The following is a 25,125-nucleotide window of genomic DNA, read 5'->3' on the forward strand; positions in this document are numbered from 1 at the left end:
AAAAATCAATGATGAAAAAGTTAACAATGAATTTATTAGCGATAGCGCTCTTTTTAGTAGCCTTTACGGTAAAAGGCCAAGATTTTAAAGTAGCAGTATCGGGTCAGAAGAAAGTTGTGATTAAAGAAGTAAACAGGGTAAGTGTAGAAGCTTATGACGGCACTGAAATTCAAATTACTTCAAGTAATAAAGACGAAGAGCGATCTGAAAGAGCCGCAGGCCTTAAATCGCTCAGCGCAAGAGGGCAAGATAATACGGGCATAGGTTTGAATGTGAAGACTGAAGCTGGAGAGATTACGGTAATGCAAGTAGCCAGACGCGCAGACGGAAAGTATACCATCAAAGTACCCAAGTCCATGAATGTTAAAGTTGAGCATAATGGTAGCTGGGAAGGAAGCAAAATTGAAGTATTTAGAGTAAGCGGAGAGCTAGAGATTTCAGGTAATAATAACGGAGTGTATTTGGAAGATATCACTGGCCCAGCTTTGGTGAACACAGTGTATGGTGGAATAGAAGCTAAATTCTCTTCATTGAGCCAAGCAGGCCCAACCTCTCTAGTGTCGGTATATGGAGAGGTAGACGTAACACTTCCTGCCAATGCTAAAGCCAATATTTCAGCGAAAACTCCTTATGGTGAAGCTTATTCCGATTTGAATATTGAATTCCCTAAAACGGAGGGCATGAAAAAAATGAGTTCAACTGTGGAAGGTACCTTGAATGGTGGAGGCGTCAAACTCGATATTCAAGCTTCTTACAGCAATGTCTACCTTCGAAAGAAGTAACCTGAAATGTCCGTAAAGCTTGAATAGTAAGTTCTACGGACGTTTTTTAATGTTTGGCTAAAATAGGTAGCCATACTTCCCTCAAAAGGAAACTCAAGTCTAAGACAGTTCTCCCTTTATTTTACTTATTGATTCGTATTCAATTTTGGTTGAAACGGGAAGCTTATGTCTTGAAGTAATGAAGGATCAAACTTGAATTTTGGTTCGATTAGAATCCACAAAACGGTCAACAACTCAAAATATCACAACATGAAAAAGCCAATTTTAATCCTAATAATGCTCATGCTCTTTTCGGTTTGTGCCTTCGCGCAAAAGCAAATCGATCAAACCTTTGATGCCAGTGCAGTCAAAAACATCGACCTCTTTTTCAAATATCCCGAATTGGTCAAGATTAAAGTGTGGGATAAAAATGAAGTCAGCATTAAAGGTCAGGTTGAAATCCACAATGGAGAATTCGATGACGATTTCGAACTCTCTAGCAAGGTCAGCGGAGGTAAACTCATGATAGAGTCGAATATTAAAAACATTGACAACTATAAAAACTATCAGGTATACACCGATAAAGATGAGGACGGAGAAAGCAGAGCCATAACCATTTCAAAAAATGGAACCACCATTACTACTGGGAAAAGCGGCCGCTATACCAACGGAATCAATATTTCCATTGTGTTAGAAGTGACTGTTCCTCGCAACATGGCCGTTGTGCTCGATGCCCGCTATGGTTTGGTGGAAGTGTTGCAGAGCCCGAAACAGCTTGATGTAGAAGCCCGATATGGTGGAGTGGATGTGCAAGTAGACGAGACAGAATCACTCGACTTAGAGGCCAGTACCCAGTGGGGGCAAATCTTCTCTAATCTAGAAACCAAGGTAGAAATTGGTGGAGATGACGGCCTCGGTAAATGGATGAAGGCACATGCATCTATCAAAGATGGCAGCCAGCGCCTCAAGGTAGAATCACAGTATGGTCATGTGTATTTGCGTAAAAACTAAATCAAAGAATCATGAAAGCACTCTTTACATTCATCGCTTGTCTTTTCGCGCAGCTAGCCTTAGCCCAAGCTGAAACCATCGAAAAAAGCTATGCCTACACAGGTCAAAAGCTCGATCTTGACTTGAACTTCGGAACCGAAGTAATTCTGAAATCTTGGGATAGGAATGAGATTTCGGTAAAGATTACTTATGAAATCAACGAAGGCAAGGACAACGAGGTCATGGACTGGAAAGTGGATGATCGCAACGGAGAATTGACCGTTGAAATTGAACTAGACAGCAAGAAGCTAGAAAAACTGGGCGATTGCTGCTGTAATAGTCAGAATGGTAACTATTGGTCTGGGCGTGGCTCTAAAGGCAATAGAATTTGTGCTGACATTAAGGTGGAGGTGATGATGCCCGGCAAGTCAGATGTGAAGATCAAAACCATTGTGGCCGATGTAGTTGTAGAAGGCTTTTCAGGGAACCTCGATTTAGAAACCGTAACAGGAGAAATCAATTTGCTTTGGGCAAAGAGTGCTGGTGCCGAAGTGAATATCGAAACGGTGAATGGCGGTATTTATACCAATATGGATTTGGACATGGAAAAGGAGAAAGGGCTTCCGAAAATCAGTAGCCATAAAGTAAAGGCGACATACAAAAGCGGTGGCAAAGCATTAAAGCTGAAAACGGTGACCAGCGACATTTACCTAAAAGCCTCTGATTTGTAAGAAAGAAGGACTTGGAAAGCAGCCTTTATGTTATTGACTGTTAATGAATTTACCTTTTGCGGTTAATTTCAGTTAAAAAGACCAAATGCATGCAACATTTTTGCTCCGAGGCGCATCTATATAGCAAAGGAAAAAAGCAGCAGTCAGTAACTTTTCTGAAAAAGAGAAGTGTAGAAAAATAAAAACCAGATGTTCTCTCAATCCACATTATACTTCGGCACCATGGACGGTCACCATAAAATCAGCATCAGCGGAGTAGTTTTTTATGTAGAAAATGAATGTAAGAATCTACTTCTTAATCATCTCAAGTTCATGCATAGAAATAACACGCTCCAATCAGAAAATCAGTTTGAATCGGGTGAAGAGCGAGTAGCCGAAATTTTACTGGAGGAACTTAAAGGAGGAAAAGATGTGGTGACATGTAAAGAACTGGAAGCTGTAATTAACCGCACAAGAAATTCAAGATAACCTGATTTAGTTATGGTTTGAGGTGATTATTAAACAGGTGTTTTCTATCCAAGCCCCGGCATTTGTCGGGGTTTTTTTATGGATTCTACATTAAACAATCCATCCAAATTTCATACTTTCAAGGATGCTTACAGAACAGGATATTCAGCGATTTCGAAAGGAAACTTCAGGAACAGATAAGGTGATTCACTTCAATAATGCAGGCAGCTCGTTGCCGCCTCAGGCAGTGCGTCATGCCGTGATCAATTATTTGGAAGAAGAGATGACTTACGGAGGCTATGAAACCCATGAGAAGTATGCGGAGCAGATCTCAGGCGCTTATACTTCTATCGCCAAACTAATCAATGCTTCCACAGAAGAGATTGCTTTGGTGGAGAACGCTACAGCCGCTTGGCATGCCGCCTTTCAAGCCATAGACTGGAAAGATGGTGATGTAATCATTGCTACCCAAGCCGATTACGCTTCGAACTACCTTTCGTATTTGCATCTTCAAAGAAAAGTGGCCGTAGAAATTAAAGTGATTCCAAATAGGGCTTCGGGAGAACTGGATTTGGTGGCACTGGAAAACATGATGGATGCTTCGGTAAAGCTGGTTTCTATTACGCATATGCCTACCAATGGCGGACTGACCGTAGATGCCGAAGGAGTAGGAGAAATCACTCGAAAACATGGTGTCTTGTACTTATTAGATGCCTGTCAATCCGTAGGGCAATATCCGCTCGATGTAGAAAAAATTGGTTGCGATATGCTTTCGGCTACAGGCAGAAAGTATATGCGAGGCCCTAGAGGTACAGGCTTTCTCTATGTTCGAAAGTCGGTGCTGCCAAAATTGACGCCTGCTGTTATTGATCTTCATTCAGCAGAGTGGACTGGAAAAGAATCATACGCGATTCGAGAAGACGCTAAAAAGTTTGAGAATTGGGAAGGAAACCGAGCCAATACGCTAGGGCTCAAAGCTGCTGCGGATTATATTTTAGAGATTGGAATCAATAATATTTGGGAACGGGTGCAACATTTGTCTTCGGTGTTAAGAAAGCAAATAAGCCAGGTGAAGGGCGTGACCGTCCACGACATTGGTGAAGTAAAGAGCGGGATTGTGTCGTTTACAGTAGAAGGAAAATCAGCCGCAGAGGTGAAGACCTACTTACATCGCCAAGGCATTAATGTTTCATGGATGGGAATTCCTAACAGTTATCTCGATATGACTACTCGACAGTTGAAAGAGATTGCTCGTGCCTCGGTGCATTACTATAATACCGAAGAAGAAATTGAAGTGTTTACTGCGACACTAAAAGAAATGGTAAGCTAAGAACCCTCCAAAAGTTGGTGTCAATATACTATCAGGAGTTAATGGCCTCAGATGAACTATGAGTTTTAACTTTTGGAGGGTTTGGCTAATGAGAGGATTCCTCAGCTGTGTTAATCAACGCAATAAACTTTTCTAGTTTGTCAGTTTCGGCCTCAAAACTTGTACTGTCATTGATTACCGTATGAACGCTTCCAAGGTAATTCATGCCTAAGTATTTGGCGGTTTCAGAAAAGGGCAGCCAGAAGTGGTCGCCCAAATGATTTCCGATAGAACAGCTTATGGCAGCCATGTTTTTGCCTCTTAGTTTTCTGCCTAAATCCTTTTTAATTTCCAGTAAGTCGGTAATGCGATCAAAGAATACTTTCATGATGCCGCTCATGCTGTACCAATATACTGGAGTGGCAAAAACCAAAGTGTCGTACTTGTCGATGATGTTTCGCATCATGGGAAGGAAATCGTCCCCTGCGTTTTTATGATCATAGTCATAGTAGCTAAAATCATAATCATTCAAGTCGATTAAGTCGTATTCAGACTTTTCTTTGAGCAGGTTCACCACTTTGGAGGTGTCACCGTCATTTCTAGAACTGCCAAGAATGATAATGCTTCTCATAGTTGCATAAGTTTGGAAACGAGAAGCTAAAGCTACTTCATATCCTTTTTAGAAAGAAAATTTCTAAACCAAAGTCAACAAATAACCGAGAAGCGATCCGCCAACCACGATAAATGCACTGTTCAATTTTTTGAAAACGAATACGGTAATTAAACTAGCCACGGCAATCACAACGGTTTCCCAGTTCACAATGGTGTCTTTGCCCATTTCGATACAAACCGCGACAATCACGGCTACTGCAGCAATGTTTACCGCATCTAAGAAAGCAGCAATCACTTTCGATTTTCGCATTTTCGGAACCAGAGGGTTCAGTATAGCTACAAAGATGAAAGAAGGCATAAATATACCTATTGTAGCCGCTATAGCACCCCAAAAGCCTCCCAATTGCCAACCAATAAAGGTGGCGGTAGAAAGTACTGGCCCTGGTGTGAATTGACCTACCGCTACCGCATCAATCAACTGTTGTCTGGTGAGTAGGCCAGTGGTAACCAATTCGGCATCTAAGAAAGCAAACAATACATAACCGCCTCCATAAAGCAATGCGCCTACTTTAAAGAAAGTCCAGAAGATTTTCATTGAGCCTAAAGTGGCGGTGATTTGCACCAAAGCGATAGGAGAGATACTGTTCAGGGTACTTTTTGAATTTCGAATCAGGTGAATGATTAAGCCTAAAGCACCACAAGTAAACAGTGCGATGATTTCGTTCATGCCCAGTAAACTAGCGGCCAAGGTAAGCGCCCCCAGAATTCCGATTTCTACATTTTTGAGCGCTTTTTTCCCAAGACGATAAACGGCCGAAATAATGATGGCGATAACTGCTGGCTTAATACCGTAAATAAAGGGCTCTACGGAAGGCAGTTGGCCGTATTGCTGGTAGAGCCATGCAAAGAGCATGGTGATGGCAACGGCAGGAAAAACGAAACAAGCACCAGCCACAATCAAACCTTTCCAGCCTGCTCTTTCGTGTCCGCAGTGCATGGTCATTTCTGTAGAATTGGGGCCAGGAATAAGGTTAGTGGCGCCCACCAAGTCAAGAAAATGCTGAGGTGTCATCCATTTCCGCTTTTTCACCACTTCATCTTCCATCATAGCGATGTGGGCTGCAGGGCCTCCAAAGGCAATACTGCCCAGTTTGAAAAACAGCTTGGCGACTTCTTTTAATTCCTTATTCATGCTTCATTCAATCTAAACTAAAAATTTATCTTCGACACAAAAATATACAAGGTATGATTAGTTAAATGGTCTATTTGAAAAGGCTGTGGTCTTTTCAACTTGAGATCAACCAACTCTCCAAAAGTTGCTGACCGATAATGATCAAGGCTTAATGAGCTCTTCTGAATTATAAACAAGAACTTTTGGAGAGTTTTAGCAGGTAGGCCAACCTAAGTCAATCCTAAAGCAATTCTTTACGGAAAGCATTGGGTGTTAATGCAGTATGCCTTTTAAAGTATTTGGTGAAGTGTGAATTGTCTTTGAAATCCAGTTTATGCGAAATTTCATTTACGGTAAGGTCCGTGTAGAGCAATAGACGTTTGGCTTCGCTAATAATGTGTTCCGAAATAATCTCCGTAGCCGATTGATTGGCTTCTTTCCTGCAAATGGCATTCAAGTTCTGAGGCGTAGTATGCAAGAGTTTTGCATAGTGTGCCACCTTATTCGTCAACTGATTTTCTTGGTTCAGTAGCTCTTTAAAATGCTGAAAATCGCTGACTTTATTGCTTTCACTGGCTTTTTCTGCTTTGGCAGAAAGTAGCAGTTTACCCAAAATGGCTTTGAGTAATCCGTCCACTACTGGCTTTTGGCTGTAGCCGTTTTCTTGGTATTCTTGATTAAGAATTTCGAAGAGCGATTCCAACGGTTGAGCATTGGGGTAGAGGCAAGGGTAGGCGCTCAACTTGGCCAGCAGTTGTTTGATTTCCTTGTCCAAACAGTTATCGATGTACTGTTTTTTGATGATCAGCACATAGCCCGATGGTTCCGTTTCGATATTCCAAAAGTGAATTTGCTCTTTGCGCACCGTAAAAACGATGGGCGGAACAATGTCAAATTTTTGCGTGTCTGTGGTGTGCGTGCCTGAGCCTTCGGTAAGAAAGATAATCTCGAAATAGCTATTGTGTTTGTGCGGGGTAGTTTTCCGGATGTTCTTCCTAAAAGGAGAAATCTTAATGCTGTCGATGGGCGCAGTCTTGTCCTTTATTTCGAGCTGTGTAGTCATTGCTGTTTATGCCGTTTCAACTCCAGCTTTAATGAAAATATCCTGAATGTCCTTTTCTATGGGGAAGGGTTTCATTGAGGGCACATTGGCGCCACCAGGATTACCTACAGGTACTGTACCTACAAACGATTTTATGCCTCCCACCAACAAACGAGGAATTTGCCCAATCACTTCTTTTCCGCTTTTAATCCGAAACCCAAACTGAAGCATTTTCCAATGCACGAAAGTATGTGCAAAAGGATAGCGCTGTCCAATAATATGCGCCCGTTCCAAATGCGCCCAAGCCTTGGTCAAATCACCAGCCTTATATGCCATAGCATAAGCCTGTAACTCCGCTTTAAAATAGGGGGTAAGGGTTTTAGGAAGGGTGGTGTGGAGGTTCATTGCTATTTCAATTCCACCAATCAAAATTGTCTGAAATTATGAGTTCATTTTTTTGAATATGATGTGTTGTCTTCATTGGAATCGTTCTGAAATCAAGATTGTGTTTGAGCGCAAGTGTTCTAATTTCTTCTGTATCATCATATGTGAGCATAAACTTACCTTTAAGTTGGGAAGCCAGAGCAAAAAGAACATCATGATTGATGTCAAAATGAGTATATAGTCTCTTTCCAGCGGCTTTGTAAGGTGGATCTATGAAAGAATAAGCATCTTTCTGATTTTTGACTTTTTCCAACTCTTCAAAAGCATCGCCAGTTATGAAGCGCATTTTTTCTTTTACATACCCAATCCCCTTGATTCTATCATGTAATGTTTTAGGATACCAACGAGACTTAATTCCTTTTCCATTTTCCCCGTTCTTTATTAGCCCTGAACCTTTTGTGATAATACCTCCGTGGAAAATACGGTTTTTGAGTATTGTGCTAAATGCTTGTTCCTGAATGCTTTTACTCTTTTTCTCAAGAATTTTATTTGCATTTTCAGAAGTAAGATCAAACGAATAAATTTTATCAGCCAACCAATCGTGATCTCCATTTATAATTACTTCCCATACAGCGGCTACCTCTGGGTCAAGCTCAACCATTACTATACTGCCTGCCAATTTTTCAAAAGCTGCGGTTACACTAACTATTCCACCACCCGCGAAAGGCTCAATTAAAGTTTTGGAATTATCAGAAGATTGTTTGAGCCATTTTCTGACTACGGGGATTAACCATGTCTTACCTCCGGGGTATCTAAATGGACTTCTTTGGGGCACAGAGGCCACGTTTACAACCTTCTGGGTTGATTTTTTGCGATTAGTCTCAAAAATAGCTAGTTGACCATTCATTTTAATTACTGATTATATCTGTTAATGATGGAGCATCAGGTGAGTTTTTGTCTAAGTGTTCATCAAGACGACTCTGTAAAATATTGATGAAATTTGTGACATCTCCTGGCTCGGGCGTGGTTACCCTTAGAAGTGCAGGCTCAAATTCTGTATAAACTGTCTTTGTTAAGACTAAATTATTTTGATTTTGTTCTTCATTGAACTCTAGGTCATAGAGAAACCAAGCGATGTCAGCTTTCTCCTTTGTAGTGATAGGAAGTGAGGGGAGAGTCTCAAAAAAAGATTTCTGAATAGCTACGGTTTGTTTTCTCTTCCATGATTGAAAAATACCTCCTTTGTACAACATTTGAGGTATAAGCCGCTTACGTGAAGAGGATAAATAGTCAGGTTTTGGGTAGTTATATCCTGTCGGCCATTCAAAATCTTTAGATGGGTTCTTAATATACTCCTCGAAGGGATTTCTTAAGTTACCAGAAATATAAACACCCTGGACTTCGAGAGAAGCAAAATTTATAAGTTGCCCCTTTTCGTTATACTGTACTAATACAAAGTCAATATTGCCTGCTGACTGACCATTTTTATCAACTAGTTTAATTTCAGATATAGAAGTCCATGTGGCTTGCGATCCAAAGGCAAACTCGGCAGCCTTTTCTATTATAAGCCAATCCTCTCTGAACCTTGTTGGGCAAGTTATTACCGACACCCCATTGTGCCATACACTACATACTCCCAAAGGATTGTTGGCCTTGTCTTTGGTACAGTTGGGTACTTTGTTGTTGAAGGGACAAAGTTTTTGCTTTCGGTAACGTTGAGCCTTTGATCCATCATTTTTAATGGGAAAGCCAAATACTTCGCCTAATGGACTTTTCTGATCATTTTTTTTCAACATATACAAAGATAGATATTTCTATCGGCCGTTAGAAATATCGTAAATGATTTTTATATAACCAATATCTGTTTTTAGCTAAGTATTATCAATTATCCTGCCCGCTCACCAACTTCGCTAATAACTCCTTCACCACCTTAGCCGCTACCATGGCGGTAGCGCCATTAAGGTCTCTGTCGGGGTTGTATTCTACTACATCGCAGCCTACGATATTGAGGTTGAGGTTTTGAATCATAGTCAGTACTTCGCGGGTAGAAAAGCCTCCCGGTTCGTGATGCGAAACACCGGGTGCAAAAGCAGGGTCGAGCACATCCATATCAAAGGAAAGGTAAACGGGGCCTTCGATCTCAAATTTCATATCGGCTTTCCAGTCCTTCATCTGGATCATGTTCACATTGAACCTCTCGGCTTGGGCCTTTTGATGTGTGTTTAAAGTACGAATGCCCACTTGGGTCAGGTGTTGGGCAAAACCACCTTCCATAATTCTAGCAAAAGGACAAGCATGAGAGTATCGGTTGCCGTCCAGTTCGTCATATAAATCAGCATGGGCATCGAAATGGAGAATGCTGAGTTTAGGATGTTTTTTGGCCAATGCTTTCACCACAGGGAAAGTCACAGAGTGATCGCTACCCAAAGAAAAGGGGAGGGCGTCTTGCGCGAGCACTTCATCAATTCGCTGCTCAATGTCTGTGTATTGGCTCAGTTCAGCATTTCCACACCAATGCACTTTCGGGTGTTCGTTAAGGTCGGTCAGGTCTTCGGTAAAGTAATTGGCCGAATCGGACTCTAAGGCCTGAATGATTAGCTCAGGCGCTTTGGCTGGGCCTTGCAGAAAGGAAGAGTTTTGATCGAAAGACAATCCGATCAAAGCGATTTGACCCGGCTTTAATTGATTTACTGGAGTTCTTAAAATAGACATACACAAAAAAAGCACGATAATCTGAATATCGTGCTTTTGTGATAGTTTTTTCGGAAGAACTATTGTCAAACCTTAGATCCTTCGTGCCTCAGGATGAAAAACCCCAAAACAGTTTTTATTAGAAGTCGAATCAGTTTAGACTTAAAAAAGCAATGCAGTTTAAACCTAATTCCAATAAGGCTAATAGTCTAAAATCTAACTTCTAGTATCTAAAATCTAACAGTCTATTTAGCCCAATTATCCCTTAGCGTAATCGTTCGGTTAAAGACCTTCTTCTCTGGAGTAGAATCTCTGTCTACCACAAAGTAACCTTGTCTTTCAAACTGGAAAATATCGCCTGCTTGTGCCTCTTTAATAGAAGGCTCTAGCATGGCATCTTCAACTACGGTCAGCGAATCAGGATTGATATGATTCAAGAAATCATCGTCAATGCTGTTCAGGTTTTCGGTACTGAAAAGTCTATCGTATAAACGCAAGCTGGCCGGTACTGCATGAGCAATTGACACCCAACCCAAAGTTCCTTTTACCTTCTTGCCGCTGGTATCGTTGCCGCTACGGGTTTCAGGATCGTAAGTACAATGGATTTCCGTAATGTTACCATTGGCATCTTTTTCGAAGCCTGTACATTTTACGATATAACCGTATTTCAAACGCACCTCTCTGTCGGGCCCTAAGCCAAAGAATTTCTTAGGCGAAGGTGGTTCCTCCATAAAGTCTTTGCTTTCAATATAAACTTCGCGTGTAAATGGCATTTCGCGGGTTCCAGCCGTTTCATCCTCAGGGTTATTGATGGCTTGCATCATTTCCGTTTTGTCTGCCGGCCAGTTGGTAATCACCATTTTTAGCGGCTTCTGAATTCCGAAAACACGGTTGGCTTTCTTATTCAAATCCTCACGGATGCTGTGTTCCAAAAGCGCAACATCGGTAATGCCATCTCTTCGGGCTACACCCACTTTTTTTACGAAGTTTTTGATCGAATCAGGCGTATAACCTCTTCTTCTAAAACCAGAGATGGTCGGCATTCTCGGGTCGTCCCATGAAGTAACATGGCCTTCTTCCACCAATTGTAAAAGCTTACGCTTGCTTACGATGGTGTAGCTGAGGTTCAGTCTTGCAAACTCAGTTTGGTTGGAAGGGAAAATTTCTAATTCATTGATGAACCAATCGTACAAGGCTTTGTGATCTCTGAATTCAAGCGTACAAAGGCTGTAAGTAACATGCTCAATCGAATCGGATTGGCCGTGGGCGAAATCATAATTCGGGTAAATGCACCAAGTGTCGCCCGTGTTGTGGTGGGTTACTTTTTTGATTCTATAAATGATAGGGTCGCGCATGTGCATGTTGGGCGAATCCATATCGATTTTAGCACGAAGCACATGGCTTCCCGCATCGAACTCGCCATTTTTCATGCGCTCGAACAAATCAAGATTTTCTTCTACCGAACGATTGCGGAATGGGCTTTTAATCCCTGGAATGGTCGGGTTGGTTTTACCAGCCGAAATTTCTTCAGCCGACTGATCGTCTATATAGGCTTTGCCTTTTTTAATCAGCTTGACGGCATACTCATAAAGCGTATCGAAGTAATTCGAAGTATAACGTGCCTCGTCCGACCAAGTATAGCCCAACCATTTGATGTCTTCTTTAATCGAGTTGACGTATTCTTCGCTCTCCTTTTCAGGGTTGGTGTCGTCAAACCGGAGGTTACAGCTGCCATTGTATTTTTCGGCAAGGCCAAAATTCAATACAATCGACTTGGCGTGACCAATGTGGAGGTAACCGTTGGGCTCAGGAGGAAAACGCGTCTGGACGAATGAGTTTTTTCCTGATTTCAAATCATTCTCAATCATTTGCTCAATAAAGTTGAGCGACTCTTTTGGGTCCTTTTCACTCATTTTTCCTGTATTCAAAAGTTTAAAGTGCAAGTTTAGTAAAAAGCATTCAGAAGGGATTGAAAAATCCGTTTATCCTTTAACTAAACCCTCCAAAAGTTGAGGTTTCTATATAATCAGGTTTACTGAATTCATCTGAACAATGAATGAGAACTTTTGGAGGGTTCTCTCATTTAGCGTGAGTGTTTGACTTACAGGAGATTGGGCCGGAAATCGTGGATAAGTCGGTGTATAACCCTGTGGATAGTGGGGTGGGAAAGTTGTTGAAAACTAACTAGTTACAAAGTTTGAGCGTAAAGTTAAGGAGAGTATCTTAGTTATATCAAGTGAGGGATAAAAGTCAGAAACTCGTTTTCAGTCTCTCTTCGGGGGAAGCCCGGAAAAAATGTACGCGAAAGGGTTATTCTTGAAAAAGATGATCTGAAACAGTCAAGGCTTACTGATGGCAAGTGCGTGAGCACAAACCAAAGTCCAATTCAGAAGCGAGCGCATTTGGGTGTGTTAGCAGAAATTGGAAAAGATAATAGGCTCACCTTTATCTTTTCGGCTTGGTTCTTTCTTAGACTGAACCTTATAAAAAGACTGCAAAGCTGCGTTAAACTGTTTTAGCACTATGTGCGAACAACGGACGAAGCTGAAGAAGACAGCGTTTTTTGTTTATAGCTTGGGCCAATAAATGAAGAACAAAGGCTTGAACAGTAACTTGATGTTGTGAAAGGGCCACGGCTTTTTCATGGCAAGTGGGGGCGAATCTTCGTCCCCCGCTTTTGTTTTTGGGGGTATTTGTAAAAATACAGATGAAGACCGCTGCCAGGCGGTCTTTTTCGTTAAGTCAATGCCAATTTAGAAGCTACTCTTGATTGTATCCGTAAATGGAATTGACTGCTTCGGCTGAATTAAAGGAGCACTCTAAATCTTTAATGTTGCCATCTTTTAAGCTATACACCCAACTGTGGATAAACGGAAATTCACCTTGCTGCCATTCTTCTTGAACAAAGGATATTTTTGCCAAGTTCTTTGCCTGTTCAATAACGTTTAATTCCACAAAGCGATCGAATCGTTTTGTTTCATCCTGAATGCCGTTCAGTTCTTTACTGTGGTTTTTATAAATGTCTTTCAAGTTCAGTAACCAATTGTCTAAAAAGCCAAAACTTTCATTCGACATGGCTGCTTTAACACCTCCGCAACCATAATGGCCACATACGATGATGTGTTTCACCTTCAATACTTTAACTGCATAGTATACCACGCTCAATAAATTGAGGTCGGTATTTACGACCACGTTGGCAATGTTTCTGCCTACGAAAATTGAACCTGGAGTAGTGTTGGTGATTTCAGTTGCGGGTACCCGGCTATCCGAACAGCCAATCCAAAGGAACTCTGGCTTTTGCTGATGGGACAGTTTTGAAAAGAAATCGGGATCGACTTTAGTGATGTTCTTGATGAATTGCTTGTTCCCTTCGAGTAATGCTTTGTGTTGGTCAGCCATAGCCTAAAGGTATAGTATTTTGAAATTGATTAGATAAAAAACTTGCTAGACAAAAATAGGGTACAGAGCATTTACATTCCAGCCCAAACCTTAAAATTTAATACCCTTTCGCGGCTTACAATTACTTCTTCTTTAAAAGCAGGAGTGAGGGTAAGTAACAATCGGCTATTAAAATAGCTATGAATTTCCTTGATGCTTGAGATTTTGATAATGAATTGGCGGTTGATTCTGAAGAAGAGCTTAGGGTCTAATTCGTCTTTCAGTTGATCTAAGGTGTAATCAATCGGCAAAGCACTTTCTTCGGTTTGAAGGTAAGTAAGGCCATCTGAATAGAAGAAATATTTAATTGCGTTGGTAGGAATGCTCTTAAATTGTGGGCCGATTTTCACCAAAAACCTTTCGCGAACTCCAGTAGAGAATTGAGACTTTAGGTTGTCTAGATTTTCTTTGTATTGCACGGCTTCCGCAGCCTTAATGTTCTCAAGCTTTTCAAATGATTTTTTTAATTCTGTAGCATCAATCGGTTTTAATAAATAATCAATACTGTTGTGTTTAAAAGCGTCTAGCGCATATTGTTCATAAGCTGTAGTGAAGATGATTTTAGGGTAATCGCTAAGGGCTTTGAGAATGTCGAAACCGCTGCCATCGTTCAGTTGAATATCTAAAAAAATAAGGTCGGGCTTGGGGTTTTCTTTGAACCAAACCAGCGATTCACTAACAGATTCTAGCTTGGCTAAAATCTGGGCGTTCGGAACGATTTCAGTAATCATTTTGGCCAAACGCTTGGCCGAAAGCACTTCGTCTTCAATAATGATCAGTTTCATTCCAAGGCTTTTCATTGAGGTACCAGTGGTAATTTAACTGTAAAGCTATCTGCGCTTTCTTGAATTACAATGCTTTTATTGAGCAGCAATTCATAACGCTTATTGATGTTTTCTAAACCCAAATGTGTGGCTTTTTCTAAGTTTGGGCGCTTGTTCAAGTTATTGCTCACTACCAAAAAGTCACTTCCTTCCGTATAGATGTTGATGGTAAGTGGGTTTTCTTTGGAAAAGTAATTGTGCTTTAGGGCATTTTCTACCAACATTTGAAGTGAGAGGATGGGGATTTGATTAGTTCCGGCATCCAAATCGTAATTGACAATAATACTTTGGCCGTGTCTCGTTTTTAAAACAAAAACGTAGTGTTCTAAATATTCCAGTTCGGTACTGAGCAATACCAATTGAGAGGTGTTTTCCATTAGGTACCTGTAAATCTTAGAAAGCCTTGATACGAAATCTACCGCCAGTTTTGGATCTTCCTCAATTACTGCGGTCAGTACACTAAAACTGTTGAAGAGAAAATGAGGCTCTATTTGGTCTTTTAGACTCTCATATTTTGAAAGGGCAAGCTCTTTTTGCAGAATGTCTTTTTCATGTTCTGAGCGCTTGGTGTATTCTACATAAATCATAAATGATTTTGCTGAAATAATTAACCAAGAAAGCACCAAGCTTTGTGCAATCGTGGTGGCCAATGAAATTTCGACAGTGCAAGTAGTACAAGGAAAAGCGGGGATAAGTATTTCGGTATGGAATGCCGCAGCACCAATCACAAACGGGGCTGTTACAATACAATTTCCAATGTAAAACTTTGTGAGCGTACGGTACGAAGTAAGGCTACACTTGTAGTGCTTAATCAGGTATTTACCAGTGTAACCAATAATCTCAAAAACAACGAGTACTGTGAGTACAGTACTGGCCATTGATACAAAAGTGGATGTACCCCATTCAGAAAGTTTGTACGAGGTAATTTTGAAGAACATAAAGACCAAAAGCCCTATTGCTATTCTTAATCCATACACCTTTCCTTTAGACATGGCTCAATATAAGAAAAGCCCTTAAGTGTAAACTAAAGGGCTTCATTGAATTCTGAATTTTTTAGTCGTTTTGAACGACTTTAATCTTGATGGTTGAGCCTGTTACAGCACTTCTTCCTTTGCCCGGAACTTTCAGAATGCACAGGTAATCGCCCACTGGAGTCGATGCGTCTACTTTTACTTTCATGTCGTAGGTCAAAGGATCTTCTACTTCGGTTTGTTGTTCGAAGGTGAAGTGGATGCCTTCTTTGGCAGAAGCTTTTGGTTCTTCAACTACGAGGTTATATTTCTTTGCTTTTACTACCCACATTTGAAGATCAATTTCTTCACCTTGAGCTACTGTTACAGTATAATCCTTTAAACGGATTTCATTTCCAGACCTTGGTTTTTCCAAATTCTGAGCACTTAGGTTTCCTAAACCTACAAAAAGGAGTATGACGAATAATGGTATAATTCTTTTCATAATAGGGAGTGTTTTTATGCATATTTAAGCATTCATATAAATATTGAAATACGACTTTTGTTGGGTTGTCGAAGAATTAGGCTGAACTGTTGAAGGAAATAGTTAAGCTGTGGGTTGAATGAGGTATTTAGTGAAGCTGCTTTTTGAATAATTAATACCTTAGTAAAATCTAAGAAAGCGATTGAGAGGAAATGAGTAAACGTGCGCTTGTTAAGTATTTGCAGTCTTTAAAGAAGGATGAGCTTGAAACACAGGTGTTGGAGCTTTACGATAAGTTTATGCCTGTTCGTACCTACTATAATTTTGTGTTCAACCCCAAAGAAGACAAACTGATAGATGAAGCAAAACAGAAGGTGCTAAAAGAGTATTTTCCTCAAACCAAAAGAAAGCCCAAAGCGCGTAGATCGGTAGCGCAAAAAGCGATAAAGCACTTTTCAACATTGGAAATAGATCCATCGCTGTTGGCAGATTTTATGCTTTTTAATATTGAAACTGCCATGCGTTTTAATGCCCGAAAGGAAGTACGGCAAGAAGCTTTTTTCAAGAGTATTTACAATTCGTTTGTGGAAGCTTCTGAATTTGTTTTAAGGAATGGGTTGAAAGGCATTTATTGGGAGCGGCTGAATAAAATATTGGAAGAAGCCGAAGCACAAAATTGGTTCAATGCTTCAGCTTTTGAGCTCAAGTTTGGCGAACTTTCTGACCTATCTTAACTCGGACTCGGGGTTCCGCACCATTCAACTGGCACTCTCTCAAAAGAAATTTCCGTAGCACAGTTTTCATTTGGAGCACATGGCTGAAAATTGAAAGTGAGTTCCTGATTGTTATTACCGAAAGAAATAGTGAGTAACTCTTCACTGGTCTGTCCGGTCAAGGTTAAGTCTGTTGGGTCAGGGTATTGCACTTGACTGTCGTCATGTTTATAGATTTCTTGAAAGAAAAGGCTTAGCTGATTGCCTTCCAAAGTGAATACACCTGTCGCATAATATAGGTAATCAACTACCTCGTTGGTGGATGGGTTGGTAATAACGCGAGCAGATCCGAATGTTCCATTGGTGAAAAATGTATAAGCGAAAGCGCTGTTGTTATTGGTGTCGGTATTTGCCCAATTACCCAAAAGCGGGTTTTCAATGATATTGTCAGCCTTTGTGTCTTTTAGGTCACAAGAACCGAGAGCGCATATGAGAATCAAGCCCAATAGATTGATTATTGTAGATTTCATAAGGGAGAACTTTTGGTTTGCCTAGCTTCTTAGACACAGCCGTACAATTCTTGGTTGTAACCGTACTCAACCCTTTAGTGCTGCTTGTTTGGCTACCACCGCAATTTGGCCCTGATGATAAATGTCATGCTGCACAATTCCTTCAATAAGTCTCTGAATATTGTACTTTCTGCCATAAACTGGAGTCTCTAGAAAATCATCAGTTTTAGTGTTAAGTAGATCAAAAATCTCGTTTTGGGTATTAACTAATTTTTGAATCAAGTCAGCCCAGTCTTTTTCCGTTTCAATATGAAGATCCGTCCAGTCGTTTTGCGAATTCATTTCAATGTCGAATGCATCATTCCCTTTGATTTTTTCAATGACAAAAATCCGCCAATTGATGATGTGATGAACCAGTCTGGCTACAGAATTAATTGTTGGAACAGGAGCGATGTTTACAATTCGGTAGTCAATACGATTGAGTTTATCCATTAAGGACTCTCCATGCCAAGGGAGGCCTTGAAATGATTCATTCAAGACCTCTAATAGCTGATTGATTTTATCTTTATGCATTGTGATGGAATTCTTCGAGTTTTAATTCCCCTTCTTAATCGTAGGGTAAGTAACACCCAATTGCTCTAAGTAACTTCCGTACTTTGTTTCGTCATAGTAGAATTTCTCCAACTGCGGACGGAATTCATCCATGATTTTCTTGTTCAGGTAAATAGGTGGCGCATCGCTGGCCGAAATCATTGGCTTATACTGCGTTTCTTTGCTCTGTACATTGTTAAAATAATCCCAAGCTTGAGTCACTAACTCTGGTTTTAAGAGAAAGTCTAGAATAGTCATGGCTTCGGCTTTGGCACCAGCAGTGGCGCCTTTGTGTGCAATAGGAGTGGCCATGGCAATGGCATTGCTCCAATGGTGACCCTGCAAACCTGGAATGTTTGAAGGAAAACGCATAGTTACGGTAGGTACTTTCCAAGATACATCCCCTATGTCGTCAGAACCGCCACTTACTGGGCTTGTGACTGGCATTCCCAAACCAGAAAGCTTGGTGCTTAAACCTCTTGGGTTAGAACCTACTTCTTCTTGAGTAGCTTTGGCCAAAGCTTGATCTTCCTCGCTCCAAGTGGGTAGCCCCACTTGCTTGATGTTCTCATACATGGTTTCGGCTATGGTTTTGTTAAAATGACGTGGCCAAGCAGTGCCCAAAATGCGCGAGCTCATTTCTGTGTCTGTCATTAAAGCCGCACCTTTGGCAATATTATTGGCATCAGCATACATCTCCATAATACCTTCATAGGTTACATCACGGAAATAATACCAAATCGAAGCTTTTGAAGGTACTACATTGGGCTGATCGCCACCATCGGTAATTATGGAGTGAGAACGTTTTAGAGTAGTGAGGTGCTCTCGTTTGTAATTCCAGCCCACACTCATTAATTCTACAGCGTCCAAAGCACTTCTTCCTCGCCAAGGCGAACCAGCAGAGTGGGCGGCTTCGCCATCAAAAGTATATTCAACGGAGATAAGCCCCGTGCCAGAAGCTTGGCCATAAGAGACAGAAAGATTGCTGCTTACATGGGTGAAAATTGAAATATCTACATCGTCAAAAAGGCCATCACGGGTGTACCAAGCCTTGGCGGCTACTAATTCTTCAGCAATGCCCGGCCACAAAATTAGCGTACCTTGAATACCTTCACGTTCCATGATCTGCTTTACCGCAAGAGCGGCTGTAATATTTAATGGAATCCCAGCATTGTGTCCTTCACCATGACCCGGTGCGCCTTCTACCATCGGTTTGTGATAAGCAACTCCCGGATATTGTGATGCTTTTGGAATGTTATCGACATCGCTTCCCAAGGCAATTGTAGGGCCATCGCCTTGTTTCCAAGTGGCAAACCATGCGGTAGGAATTCCCGAAACTCCTTCAACTATATTGAAGCCGTTGGCCTTTAAAATGCCTGTAAGGTATTTAGAAGATTCATATTCTTGAAAACCAAGCTCAGCAAAGCTGAAAATCTTATCGATCATCACCTGAGTTTGCTTGTGGTTATCTTCCACAATTTGGGCAACTTCGGTTTTGAGTTTGGTGATCTGTTTCTCAGAATATTTCTTTTGTGCAAAGGCGAAACTGCTCGTAAAAAGTAGCGCAATGCACAGGAGTGATTTACTAGTAAATGGTCTTTTCATGGTTGATTATTTTGGAAGCTGTTGGTTTTCAGTCCTTCCAAAATAATCAATTTCATGAAGAGTTAAAGTTGGTTTTATTTAGAGGGCTATAAATGCTGGAATCAAGTAATTTCGTTTACAAGTACTTTTTTGGTTTTAGAGAGTTATCCAACCCTCAATTCCAACTCTAAAGCCTTTAAATTAGGCTTTTCTAATTCTGCCTTAAGCATTTCTACTTCCTCAGTAAAAAGCCCAACGCCATTTCCATTAATAAAGTAATAACCATCCTCTATGTACACACTCGTTTCGGTAGTGCCTTTTGGGCTTTCCGCTATTTCATCCAAGCGTTCTTCGAATTGATGGAGCAAGTCAGCGAATCGATTATCAATGGAAGTAAAGGCTTTTCTGAACTCGAAATTGGCCATTATGCCATCATACACTTCTTTTTCGTTCAGTTTGGCATACTCTAAGTATTTAAGAATAAAGTACTTGAACTCGTAATAGGCGTAGTAAGTGCCTGCTATGTTACTTACGTATTCAAGGTAGATTTCATGGTTTTGACTGGGCTTTGATTTATAATAATCAAATAGGTCAAGGGCGGTTTTTGTGCCAAAATAATAAGCATTCCACTCATCCGCTAGTCCGTAAATTCCATTGGCTTGACTACCCAACATTTTACTTCTTGGAGCAATGTAAGGCTTGAACCTAAAAGTTCTTAAGGCCTTGGGAATTTCATCGCTGATTCTATTACTGCTAAAAACCGGACTGTGCTTTACTAGAAAAGAAGAGTCTCTGTTTACATAAAAAGCAGAGTAGCTATCCTTAAAATTATAATAACTATCGCCTCGCTCTTTTAACAAAGTATAAGGTAACCGCGAGGTCAGTCCATGCATTGATTCATGCACAACGGTATTGAGCCTTTTAAGAATTCCTTTTTCAGAATGATCAGAAACCCAGAATGATGGTGCCTGTTCTTTTGTAAGGTTTATTGTGATTCCATTTAGTTGATACTTTGAAGGTAAGCTATACAACAAGCGAAGCATTTCGGAGCTTTCGGGAGAATACTTATCAAGGTATTCATAAATTTTTCTGTCGGTCGCTTCCTTTTTTTGACCAAATGAATAAAAATGGCTGAACAGGCAAAGACTGATACTAAAGACTGAGCGGAGAGTTAAGTTCATGCATCGAAAAATTACAGAGGAATAACGAAGTGATTTTCGATAAGTTATTGAGCACAAGCAATTAATAGTTTATTTTCTTTTCAAGGCAATGCACTCGATTTCAAGCCTTGCGCCAAGTGCCAAGCCGCTAGTTCCAAAAGCGCTTCTGGCGGGTTTCTTTTCAGCAGTAAAGTACTTGATGTATTCTTTATTGAACTCTCCCCATTCATCAATATCCGCCATCATTACGGTTACCTTGATTACATCGTCAAGTGAAGAACCATTGGCTTCTAGAACAGCTTTCATGTTTTCTATGGCTTGTTTGGCTTCTCCTTGTAAACCACCCGGAGCTAAGTCTAATGTACCAGGAAGATTTCCTACTTGACCCGATAGATAAATGATATCATCTACAATTACGGCATCAGAAAAGGGGAGGCCTAAGGTTTTCATCGACTCTGACTGATAATGTTCAAGCTCTTTCTCTTTCAAGGTAGTTTCAGTAGAAAAACTACAACTGGTTAAAAATAAAGTGAGTGCTAGTAAAGTATAGCTTTTCATATTGGGTTGGTTGATTAAGGTTTGTTTGCGAATTCAAGGTGTTTGACTACTGAATTCAATAAGGTACTGTGCCCAGACTCTAGTATTACCAACTCACTTTTAGGTAAAAGTTGATGTAAGGGTTTGATTTCTTTGGCATTGATTACTTTATCGTGCTTGCCTAAATAGAAAGTAGTAGGAGTATTTCGTTTATTGATTTGGTTGGCAAGTTCTTTAAGGTTAGGTAAAAAATGCCTTAAGTTGACCCAAGAATGATACACTTGAGAACGCTTAAACTCAGTATCCATTTGGCTTTCAGCAAATCTCAAGCTGTAATTGTTCATGATTTTTAAGCTTCGCAAGGTTTTTACCAAAGCTTTAAAGAACCAAGGGTTCTTAATCTGAGTTTTAAACAGCTTTCTGAAAAAGAAGGGGTAGGTAGAAAAACGATACGAGAAGTGAGTAGTAATGCCATCGGGCGCAATTAAGTGGAGGTGTTTAATTTGATCAGGGAAAAGTTCGGCCGTAATCATAGCGTATTTGCCTCCCATAGAGTAGCCCATCACTTCAAATTGATAAATCTCTTCTTTATCAAAAAATGCTTTCATCAGCTCCAACCAATCTTTGGGTTTAAGGGTCTGTTCATTTTTGGGGAACTGACTTTTGCCATGGTAGGGCAAATCAAAACTAAAGATAGTATGTGTCTCTTTTAGGCTTTCCCAAACGACCTTAAAAGAAGCGTGATCTAAGCCAAATCCATGAAAGCAAAGCATTACATTTTCTCCACCACCCCAAATGGTATAATTTAAAGAGTGGTGATTAATTGTAATATTTCTATGTGTTTCGCTTAACATCAATTCTGTTGGAATGTGTTTTGTAAAATTGAAGAATCATAATTGTAACGCAAGAAGTTGTAGAAAATAATCTTTGGCGCTATCGTCTTTTTTTGCTTGCATTTTTCTTTGATTTTTAATTTTTACCGAACAAAAGGTCGAAAATAAACGTCTGAAAGCCGAAGGAAACTTTGGAAAATATTTAAGTTTCCATAGTTTTGCGATCGAAATGGATGTTAGAGAGAATATTTTAGAGAAGGCAACAGAGCTATATACCCAGTTTGGTATCAGAGCTGTAACAATGGATGACATCGCCAAGGAGTTGGGTATTTCTAAGAAAACGATTTACCAATACTATAAAGATAAAAGTGAGCTTGTGAATACAATTACCAAGCTTCACTTTGATTTAGAGAGTAAGCGATTCTGTGGTTTAACCGAAGAGAGTAAGAACGGAGTACACGAGCTTGTGCTGCTTTCTGTATGTCTTAGGGACTCCATCAAGGAAACCAAAATGAACTTGCTTTATGAGCTTCAGAAATTCTACCCTAAGGCGTGGAAGATGTATGAAGAATTTAAAGGCAATGTGATGAAGGACTCTATTATGAAAGTAATTGAGCGCGGAAAGAACGAAGGGCTTTTTAGACCCGAAATAGATGCTGAGCTCATTGCTATTATGCGAATAGAACAGGTTCAGACATTTCTTATCGGAAACCTTGTTCCTCGCAACCAATACACATTAGAGCAAATACAAATGCAATTATTCGATCATTTTATGCATGGTCTTTTTACCATAGAAGGACATCAACTTTTTAACCAATACACAACAAACTCAAAAAACAATGAAGAGCAGAATTAACAAATACACGCTTATGCTCGCGCTTTTGCTGCCTGCTATTGCGGTAAAAGCTCAAACGGAATATTCTCTCAATAAGGCATTAGAGTATGCTTTGCTGAATAACGAGAATGTGAAGAATGCGCAACTTTCTACACTCGATGCCGAAGCACAGGTGTTTGAAACTCGTGCGGATGGTTTGCCACAGATTAACGGTAGTTTTAACTACACCAACAACCTGTTTATAGCCAAAAGCCCAATTCCAAATTCATTTTTTACAGGCGACCCAAATGCAGAAGGTGTAACCTTGGTAGGCTTTGGTGCTCAGCACATTGGTAACTTAAATGTAGGTTTGGAACAAATGCTTTGGGATGGATCATTTTTTATAGGCCTAAAAGCCGCCAAAGTACTAAGAGAAAAGGTGATCGTAGACAAAGTAAAAGCTGAAGTAGATGTAATCGAACAGGTAACTAAAGCCTATTATCTGGTTTTGGTGAATCAAACTCGTGTTGATTTGATTAATGCCAATTTGATAACCTTGAATACAACTTTGGAAGAAACCAGAACATTGTATGAAAATGGTTTTGCAGAAAGAATTGATGTAAGCAGACTTCAGGTACAAACCAATAACCTATTGGCTGAAAAAAGCGGTGTTGAGCAGGCAGTAACAACCAGTAAGGATTTACTCAAATTAAGCATGGGTATGTCTGTGGAAGAAGAAATAACCCTTACCGACCAATTAGAGGCCCTTGATTTCAATTATGATCTTGCAGAATTGAATGGCTTTAGCTTGGCCAATAGAGTAGAGGTACAGCAGTTAGATTATTTGAAAGAACTAGCTGGTCTTCAAATAAAGAACACTACATCTCAATACATTCCTAAGGTTACTTTTAATGCAGGCTGGGGTAGAAATACAGGTTCTAATGATTTTAGTGATTTAACCAACGGCAAAAAATGGTTTTCTAACTCTCAAATTGGACTCAATATCAATATTCCGATTTTTGATGGTTTGAGAAAGAAGTACACCATTCAACGCAATAAAATCGAGTTAGAAACCCTGAATAATCAGTACAGTTTGCTGACCAATAACTTAACCCAAGAGTTTGAGAATGCTAAGAGAAATCTAAATGTAAGCCTAGAGCAGCTAGAAGTTCAAAAATCTAATATGGAGCTGGCCCAAGATGTAAGTAGCATTACAAAAGAAAAGTACAAAGAAGGGGTTGGTTCTAACTTAGAAGTAACCAATGCCGAAAAAGACTATAAAGAAGCAGAAACCAACTATTTGAATGCCTTATACAATGCTATTATAGCAAAAGTAGACTTAGACAAGGCACTCGGAAAACTACAAAACAATGACAACTAATAACTCAAAATACATCAATCACATGAAAGCTAAATCAATCGCCACAATTTTTCTTGCTGTGCTTACGGTAGCAGCATGTGGGCCTAAATCTGAGGGTGAAGGTCTTGACGCAAAGAAACAAGAACTCACAGAAGCTAGAGTTCAACTTCAGGAAATCAGAAATAAAATAGAAACCATTGAGGCAGAAATAGCTGAAGCGGATCCTACTTTTTTCAACGGTTCGGGAGCAGCAACTTTGGTAACCACAATTACAACTCAAAAGAAAAAATTTGAGCATAAAATTGAAGTAAGAGGAACAGTAATGTCACGTACCAATGTGTATGTGAGTGCAGAGAGTGCTGGACTTTTGACTTCTTTAAAAGTAATTGAAGGTCAGTCTGTAAATAAGGGTCAACTTCTAGCCACAATTGATTCTGAGCAATTAGAAAAAACAATTGATGAAGTGAAAAACCAATTGGAGTATGCCACTACCATTTTCGAGAAAAGAGAAAGACTTTGGAAGAAAAATATTGGTACTGAAGTAGATTACCTTACTGCAAAAAACAATAAGGAGTCGCTTGAGAAGCAACTTTCAACCCTGAATACTCAGTTGAGCAAAACAAATATTGTAGCTCCTTTTTCTGGAAGTATTGAAGAGGTACCTGTAAAAGCAGGAGAGGTAGTTCAGCCAGGTTCTCCTATTGTGTTTTTGGTGAGCAATAACGACATGTACATTAACGCTGAAGTTTCAGAAGCCTATTTAGGTAAAGTTAATGTAGGTGATATGGTAGATATTGAAGTGCCTTCAATGAGTGAAACCTTTACCTCAAAAGTGGTAAGTGTTGGTAATGTAATCAATCCTGCAAGCCGAACTTTCACTATCGAAGTGAAATTACCAAGCCAAGCTTCAGATGCAAAAGTGAACATTGTAAGTATTGTTAGCCTTACTGATTATGCTAATGACGAAGCCATTACAATTCCTTCAAGAATTATTCAAGAAGACCTTCAAGGTAACTTTGTATATGTTTTAGATGCTGCTCAAAAAGCCTCTAAGGTTCATGTAAAACTAGGTCTTTCTCACGAACACGAAACAGAAGTACTTTCAGGGCTTAGTGGTGGAGAAATAATTGTTGATAAAGGAAATCGAACAATTGCAGATGGTACAACAGTAAAAGTGCAGAATTAATCTT

27 protein-coding genes are annotated in these 25,125 nt (G+C 40.1%); 9 read left to right on the forward strand and 18 right to left on the reverse strand.

Going from position 1 to position 25,125, the window contains the following annotated elements:
- Positions 1 to 11: 11 nt before the first annotated feature.
- The 5 genes from AAC026_RS07980 to AAC026_RS08000 all read left to right on the forward strand — a co-directional run bounded on the left by AAC026_RS07980 (position 12) and on the right by AAC026_RS08000 (position 4,259).
- On the forward strand, positions 12 to 782 hold the full coding sequence (locus AAC026_RS07980) for a DUF4097 family beta strand repeat-containing protein (protein ID WP_339696775.1): 771 nt from the start codon (positions 12 to 14) through the stop codon (positions 780 to 782).
- A gap of 249 nt (positions 783 to 1,031) precedes the next feature.
- The gene (locus AAC026_RS07985) at positions 1,032 to 1,772 is read left to right on the forward strand and encodes a hypothetical protein (protein ID WP_339696777.1); all 741 of its coding nucleotides are present in this window, start codon (positions 1,032 to 1,034) and stop codon (positions 1,770 to 1,772) included.
- Between the two features lie 11 nt (positions 1,773 to 1,783).
- A complete protein-coding gene (locus tag AAC026_RS07990) occupies positions 1,784 to 2,482 on the forward strand; it encodes a hypothetical protein (RefSeq protein WP_339696779.1) in 699 nt (232 codons plus the stop codon).
- A 189-nt stretch (positions 2,483 to 2,671) separates the two neighbouring features.
- The gene (locus tag AAC026_RS07995) at positions 2,672 to 2,950 is read left to right on the forward strand and encodes a hypothetical protein (RefSeq protein WP_068418441.1); all 279 of its coding nucleotides are present in this window, start codon (positions 2,672 to 2,674) and stop codon (positions 2,948 to 2,950) included.
- A 124-nt stretch (positions 2,951 to 3,074) separates the two neighbouring features.
- Complete coding sequence (locus AAC026_RS08000) at positions 3,075 to 4,259, forward strand: aminotransferase class V-fold PLP-dependent enzyme (RefSeq protein ID WP_339696782.1); 1,185 nt, start codon at positions 3,075 to 3,077, stop codon at positions 4,257 to 4,259.
- Between the two features lie 85 nt (positions 4,260 to 4,344).
- Here the strand turns inward: AAC026_RS08000 and AAC026_RS08005 are convergent, their stop codons facing one another.
- The 12 genes from AAC026_RS08005 to AAC026_RS08060 all read right to left on the reverse strand — a co-directional run bounded on the left by AAC026_RS08005 (position 4,345) and on the right by AAC026_RS08060 (position 15,855).
- Complete coding sequence (locus tag AAC026_RS08005; protein ID WP_339696785.1) at positions 4,345 to 4,869, reverse strand: NAD(P)H-dependent oxidoreductase; 525 nt, start codon at positions 4,867 to 4,869, stop codon at positions 4,345 to 4,347.
- Positions 4,870 to 4,932: 63 nt separating this feature from the next.
- The gene (gene chrA / locus AAC026_RS08010; RefSeq protein WP_339696788.1) at positions 4,933 to 6,042 is read right to left on the reverse strand and encodes a chromate efflux transporter; all 1,110 of its coding nucleotides are present in this window, start codon (positions 6,040 to 6,042) and stop codon (positions 4,933 to 4,935) included.
- A 220-nt stretch (positions 6,043 to 6,262) separates the two neighbouring features.
- Positions 6,263 to 7,084 (reverse strand): helix-turn-helix domain-containing protein, encoded by an 822-nt coding sequence (locus AAC026_RS08015; RefSeq protein ID WP_339696791.1) that lies wholly within the window; start codon positions 7,082 to 7,084, stop codon positions 6,263 to 6,265.
- Between the two features lie 6 nt (positions 7,085 to 7,090).
- Positions 7,091 to 7,468, reverse strand: a complete 378-nt coding sequence (locus AAC026_RS08020; RefSeq protein ID WP_339696793.1) for a DUF3703 domain-containing protein — start codon at positions 7,466 to 7,468, stop codon at positions 7,091 to 7,093.
- A gap of 7 nt (positions 7,469 to 7,475) precedes the next feature.
- Entirely contained in the window at positions 7,476 to 8,354 is an 879-nt protein-coding gene (locus AAC026_RS08025) for a DNA adenine methylase (protein ID WP_339696795.1), read from the reverse strand.
- A 1-nt stretch (position 8,355) separates the two neighbouring features.
- Entirely contained in the window at positions 8,356 to 9,243 is an 888-nt protein-coding gene (locus AAC026_RS08030) for a NotI family restriction endonuclease (protein WP_339696798.1), read from the reverse strand.
- 85 nt (positions 9,244 to 9,328) lie between these two features.
- On the reverse strand, positions 9,329 to 10,159 hold the full coding sequence (speB, locus tag AAC026_RS08035; RefSeq protein WP_339696801.1) for an agmatinase: 831 nt from the start codon (positions 10,157 to 10,159) through the stop codon (positions 9,329 to 9,331).
- 224 nt (positions 10,160 to 10,383) lie between these two features.
- A complete protein-coding gene (locus tag AAC026_RS08040; RefSeq protein WP_339696803.1) occupies positions 10,384 to 12,051 on the reverse strand; it encodes a glutamine--tRNA ligase/YqeY domain fusion protein in 1,668 nt (555 codons plus the stop codon).
- Between the two features lie 847 nt (positions 12,052 to 12,898).
- Complete coding sequence (locus tag AAC026_RS08045) at positions 12,899 to 13,537, reverse strand: carbonic anhydrase (RefSeq protein WP_339696805.1); 639 nt, start codon at positions 13,535 to 13,537, stop codon at positions 12,899 to 12,901.
- Between the two features lie 71 nt (positions 13,538 to 13,608).
- Positions 13,609 to 14,361 (reverse strand): response regulator transcription factor, encoded by a 753-nt coding sequence (locus AAC026_RS08050; protein WP_339696808.1) that lies wholly within the window; start codon positions 14,359 to 14,361, stop codon positions 13,609 to 13,611.
- An 11-nt stretch (positions 14,362 to 14,372) separates the two neighbouring features.
- A complete protein-coding gene (locus tag AAC026_RS08055; protein ID WP_339608781.1) occupies positions 14,373 to 15,392 on the reverse strand; it encodes a histidine kinase in 1,020 nt (339 codons plus the stop codon).
- A gap of 61 nt (positions 15,393 to 15,453) precedes the next feature.
- On the reverse strand, positions 15,454 to 15,855 hold the full coding sequence (locus AAC026_RS08060; protein ID WP_339696810.1) for a hypothetical protein: 402 nt from the start codon (positions 15,853 to 15,855) through the stop codon (positions 15,454 to 15,456).
- Between the two features lie 191 nt (positions 15,856 to 16,046).
- Between AAC026_RS08060 and AAC026_RS08065 the strand changes: the two genes are divergently transcribed.
- The gene (locus AAC026_RS08065) at positions 16,047 to 16,568 is read left to right on the forward strand and encodes a DUF6155 family protein (protein ID WP_339696812.1); all 522 of its coding nucleotides are present in this window, start codon (positions 16,047 to 16,049) and stop codon (positions 16,566 to 16,568) included.
- On the opposite strand, the gene AAC026_RS08070 is transcribed toward AAC026_RS08065, so the two are convergent.
- The 6 genes from AAC026_RS08070 to AAC026_RS08095 all read right to left on the reverse strand — a co-directional run bounded on the left by AAC026_RS08070 (position 16,565) and on the right by AAC026_RS08095 (position 21,782).
- Positions 16,565 to 17,077 (reverse strand): hypothetical protein, encoded by a 513-nt coding sequence (locus tag AAC026_RS08070; protein WP_339696814.1) that lies wholly within the window; start codon positions 17,075 to 17,077, stop codon positions 16,565 to 16,567. The two genes, AAC026_RS08065 and AAC026_RS08070, sit on opposite strands and share 4 nt — an antisense overlap.
- A gap of 66 nt (positions 17,078 to 17,143) precedes the next feature.
- Positions 17,144 to 17,629 carry a DinB family protein gene (locus AAC026_RS08075; protein ID WP_339696817.1) on the reverse strand — a complete coding sequence of 162 codons (486 nt, stop codon included), beginning with the start codon at positions 17,627 to 17,629 and terminating at the stop codon, positions 17,144 to 17,146.
- 21 nt (positions 17,630 to 17,650) lie between these two features.
- Positions 17,651 to 19,252: an amidohydrolase gene (locus tag AAC026_RS08080; RefSeq protein WP_339696820.1), complete on the reverse strand. Its 1,602-nt coding sequence runs from the start codon at positions 19,250 to 19,252 to the stop codon at positions 17,651 to 17,653.
- A gap of 143 nt (positions 19,253 to 19,395) precedes the next feature.
- Positions 19,396 to 20,412 carry a hypothetical protein gene (locus tag AAC026_RS08085; RefSeq protein ID WP_339696823.1) on the reverse strand — a complete coding sequence of 339 codons (1,017 nt, stop codon included), beginning with the start codon at positions 20,410 to 20,412 and terminating at the stop codon, positions 19,396 to 19,398.
- Positions 20,413 to 20,481: 69 nt separating this feature from the next.
- Positions 20,482 to 20,949 (reverse strand): RidA family protein, encoded by a 468-nt coding sequence (locus AAC026_RS08090; protein WP_339696825.1) that lies wholly within the window; start codon positions 20,947 to 20,949, stop codon positions 20,482 to 20,484.
- Between the two features lie 14 nt (positions 20,950 to 20,963).
- Positions 20,964 to 21,782 carry an alpha/beta hydrolase gene (locus AAC026_RS08095; protein ID WP_339696828.1) on the reverse strand — a complete coding sequence of 273 codons (819 nt, stop codon included), beginning with the start codon at positions 21,780 to 21,782 and terminating at the stop codon, positions 20,964 to 20,966.
- 208 nt (positions 21,783 to 21,990) lie between these two features.
- On the opposite strand from AAC026_RS08095, the gene AAC026_RS08100 reads away from it, so the two are divergent.
- The 3 genes from AAC026_RS08100 to AAC026_RS08110 are packed head-to-tail and all read left to right on the forward strand — an operon-like array spanning position 21,991 to position 25,121.
- On the forward strand, positions 21,991 to 22,617 hold the full coding sequence (locus AAC026_RS08100; RefSeq protein ID WP_339696830.1) for a TetR/AcrR family transcriptional regulator: 627 nt from the start codon (positions 21,991 to 21,993) through the stop codon (positions 22,615 to 22,617).
- Positions 22,601 to 23,956, forward strand: a complete 1,356-nt coding sequence (locus tag AAC026_RS08105; RefSeq protein ID WP_339696832.1) for a TolC family protein — start codon at positions 22,601 to 22,603, stop codon at positions 23,954 to 23,956. The genes AAC026_RS08100 and AAC026_RS08105 overlap by 17 nt, the downstream gene beginning before the upstream one ends.
- Positions 23,946 to 25,121, forward strand: coding sequence for an efflux RND transporter periplasmic adaptor subunit (locus AAC026_RS08110; protein ID WP_339609023.1), 1,176 nt, complete (start codon positions 23,946 to 23,948; stop codon positions 25,119 to 25,121). Before AAC026_RS08105 ends, AAC026_RS08110 begins: the two co-directional genes overlap by 11 nt.
- The last annotated feature ends 4 nt before the right edge of the window (positions 25,122 to 25,125 follow it).

It is taken from the genome of uncultured Roseivirga sp. (assembly GCF_963973945.1).
Lineage (GTDB): Bacteria > Bacteroidota > Bacteroidia > Cytophagales > Cyclobacteriaceae > Roseivirga.

Bases quoted from the DNA above. Each gene is read 5' to 3' on its own strand.
- AAC026_RS08025 (WP_339696795.1), bottom strand. From the start codon at position 8,354: ATGAATGGTCAACTAGCTATTTTTGAGACTAATCGCAAAAAATCAACC.
- AAC026_RS08105 (WP_339696832.1), top strand. From the start codon at position 22,601: ATGAAGAGCAGAATTAACAAATACACGCTTATGCTCGCGCTTTTGCTG.
- chrA (WP_339696788.1), bottom strand. From the start codon at position 6,042: ATGAATAAGGAATTAAAAGAAGTCGCCAAGCTGTTTTTCAAACTGGGC.
- AAC026_RS08000 (WP_339696782.1), top strand. From the start codon at position 3,075: ATGCTTACAGAACAGGATATTCAGCGATTTCGAAAGGAAACTTCAGGA.
- AAC026_RS08095 (WP_339696828.1), bottom strand. From the start codon at position 21,782: ATGTTAAGCGAAACACATAGAAATATTACAATTAATCACCACTCTTTA.
- AAC026_RS08015 (WP_339696791.1), bottom strand. From the start codon at position 7,084: ATGACTACACAGCTCGAAATAAAGGACAAGACTGCGCCCATCGACAGC.
- AAC026_RS08030 (WP_339696798.1), bottom strand. From the start codon at position 9,243: ATGTTGAAAAAAAATGATCAGAAAAGTCCATTAGGCGAAGTATTTGGC.
- AAC026_RS08065 (WP_339696812.1), top strand. From the start codon at position 16,047: ATGAGTAAACGTGCGCTTGTTAAGTATTTGCAGTCTTTAAAGAAGGAT.
- AAC026_RS08090 (WP_339696825.1), bottom strand. From the start codon at position 20,949: ATGAAAAGCTATACTTTACTAGCACTCACTTTATTTTTAACCAGTTGT.
- AAC026_RS08060 (WP_339696810.1), bottom strand. From the start codon at position 15,855: ATGAAAAGAATTATACCATTATTCGTCATACTCCTTTTTGTAGGTTTA.
- AAC026_RS08075 (WP_339696817.1), bottom strand. From the start codon at position 17,629: ATGCATAAAGATAAAATCAATCAGCTATTAGAGGTCTTGAATGAATCA.
- AAC026_RS08050 (WP_339696808.1), bottom strand. From the start codon at position 14,361: ATGAAACTGATCATTATTGAAGACGAAGTGCTTTCGGCCAAGCGTTTG.
- AAC026_RS07985 (WP_339696777.1), top strand. From the start codon at position 1,032: ATGAAAAAGCCAATTTTAATCCTAATAATGCTCATGCTCTTTTCGGTT.
- AAC026_RS08110 (WP_339609023.1), top strand. From the start codon at position 23,946: ATGACAACTAATAACTCAAAATACATCAATCACATGAAAGCTAAATCA.
- AAC026_RS08045 (WP_339696805.1), bottom strand. From the start codon at position 13,537: ATGGCTGACCAACACAAAGCATTACTCGAAGGGAACAAGCAATTCATC.
- AAC026_RS07980 (WP_339696775.1), top strand. From the start codon at position 12: ATGAAAAAGTTAACAATGAATTTATTAGCGATAGCGCTCTTTTTAGTA.
- AAC026_RS07990 (WP_339696779.1), top strand. From the start codon at position 1,784: ATGAAAGCACTCTTTACATTCATCGCTTGTCTTTTCGCGCAGCTAGCC.
- AAC026_RS08070 (WP_339696814.1), bottom strand. From the start codon at position 17,077: ATGAAATCTACAATAATCAATCTATTGGGCTTGATTCTCATATGCGCT.
- AAC026_RS07995 (WP_068418441.1), top strand. From the start codon at position 2,672: ATGTTCTCTCAATCCACATTATACTTCGGCACCATGGACGGTCACCAT.
- AAC026_RS08040 (WP_339696803.1), bottom strand. From the start codon at position 12,051: ATGAGTGAAAAGGACCCAAAAGAGTCGCTCAACTTTATTGAGCAAATG.
- AAC026_RS08055 (WP_339608781.1), bottom strand. From the start codon at position 15,392: ATGTCTAAAGGAAAGGTGTATGGATTAAGAATAGCAATAGGGCTTTTG.
- AAC026_RS08005 (WP_339696785.1), bottom strand. From the start codon at position 4,869: ATGAGAAGCATTATCATTCTTGGCAGTTCTAGAAATGACGGTGACACC.
- speB (WP_339696801.1), bottom strand. From the start codon at position 10,159: ATGTCTATTTTAAGAACTCCAGTAAATCAATTAAAGCCGGGTCAAATC.
- AAC026_RS08100 (WP_339696830.1), top strand. From the start codon at position 21,991: ATGGATGTTAGAGAGAATATTTTAGAGAAGGCAACAGAGCTATATACC.
- AAC026_RS08085 (WP_339696823.1), bottom strand. From the start codon at position 20,412: ATGAACTTAACTCTCCGCTCAGTCTTTAGTATCAGTCTTTGCCTGTTC.
- AAC026_RS08020 (WP_339696793.1), bottom strand. From the start codon at position 7,468: ATGAACCTCCACACCACCCTTCCTAAAACCCTTACCCCCTATTTTAAA.
- AAC026_RS08080 (WP_339696820.1), bottom strand. From the start codon at position 19,252: ATGAAAAGACCATTTACTAGTAAATCACTCCTGTGCATTGCGCTACTT.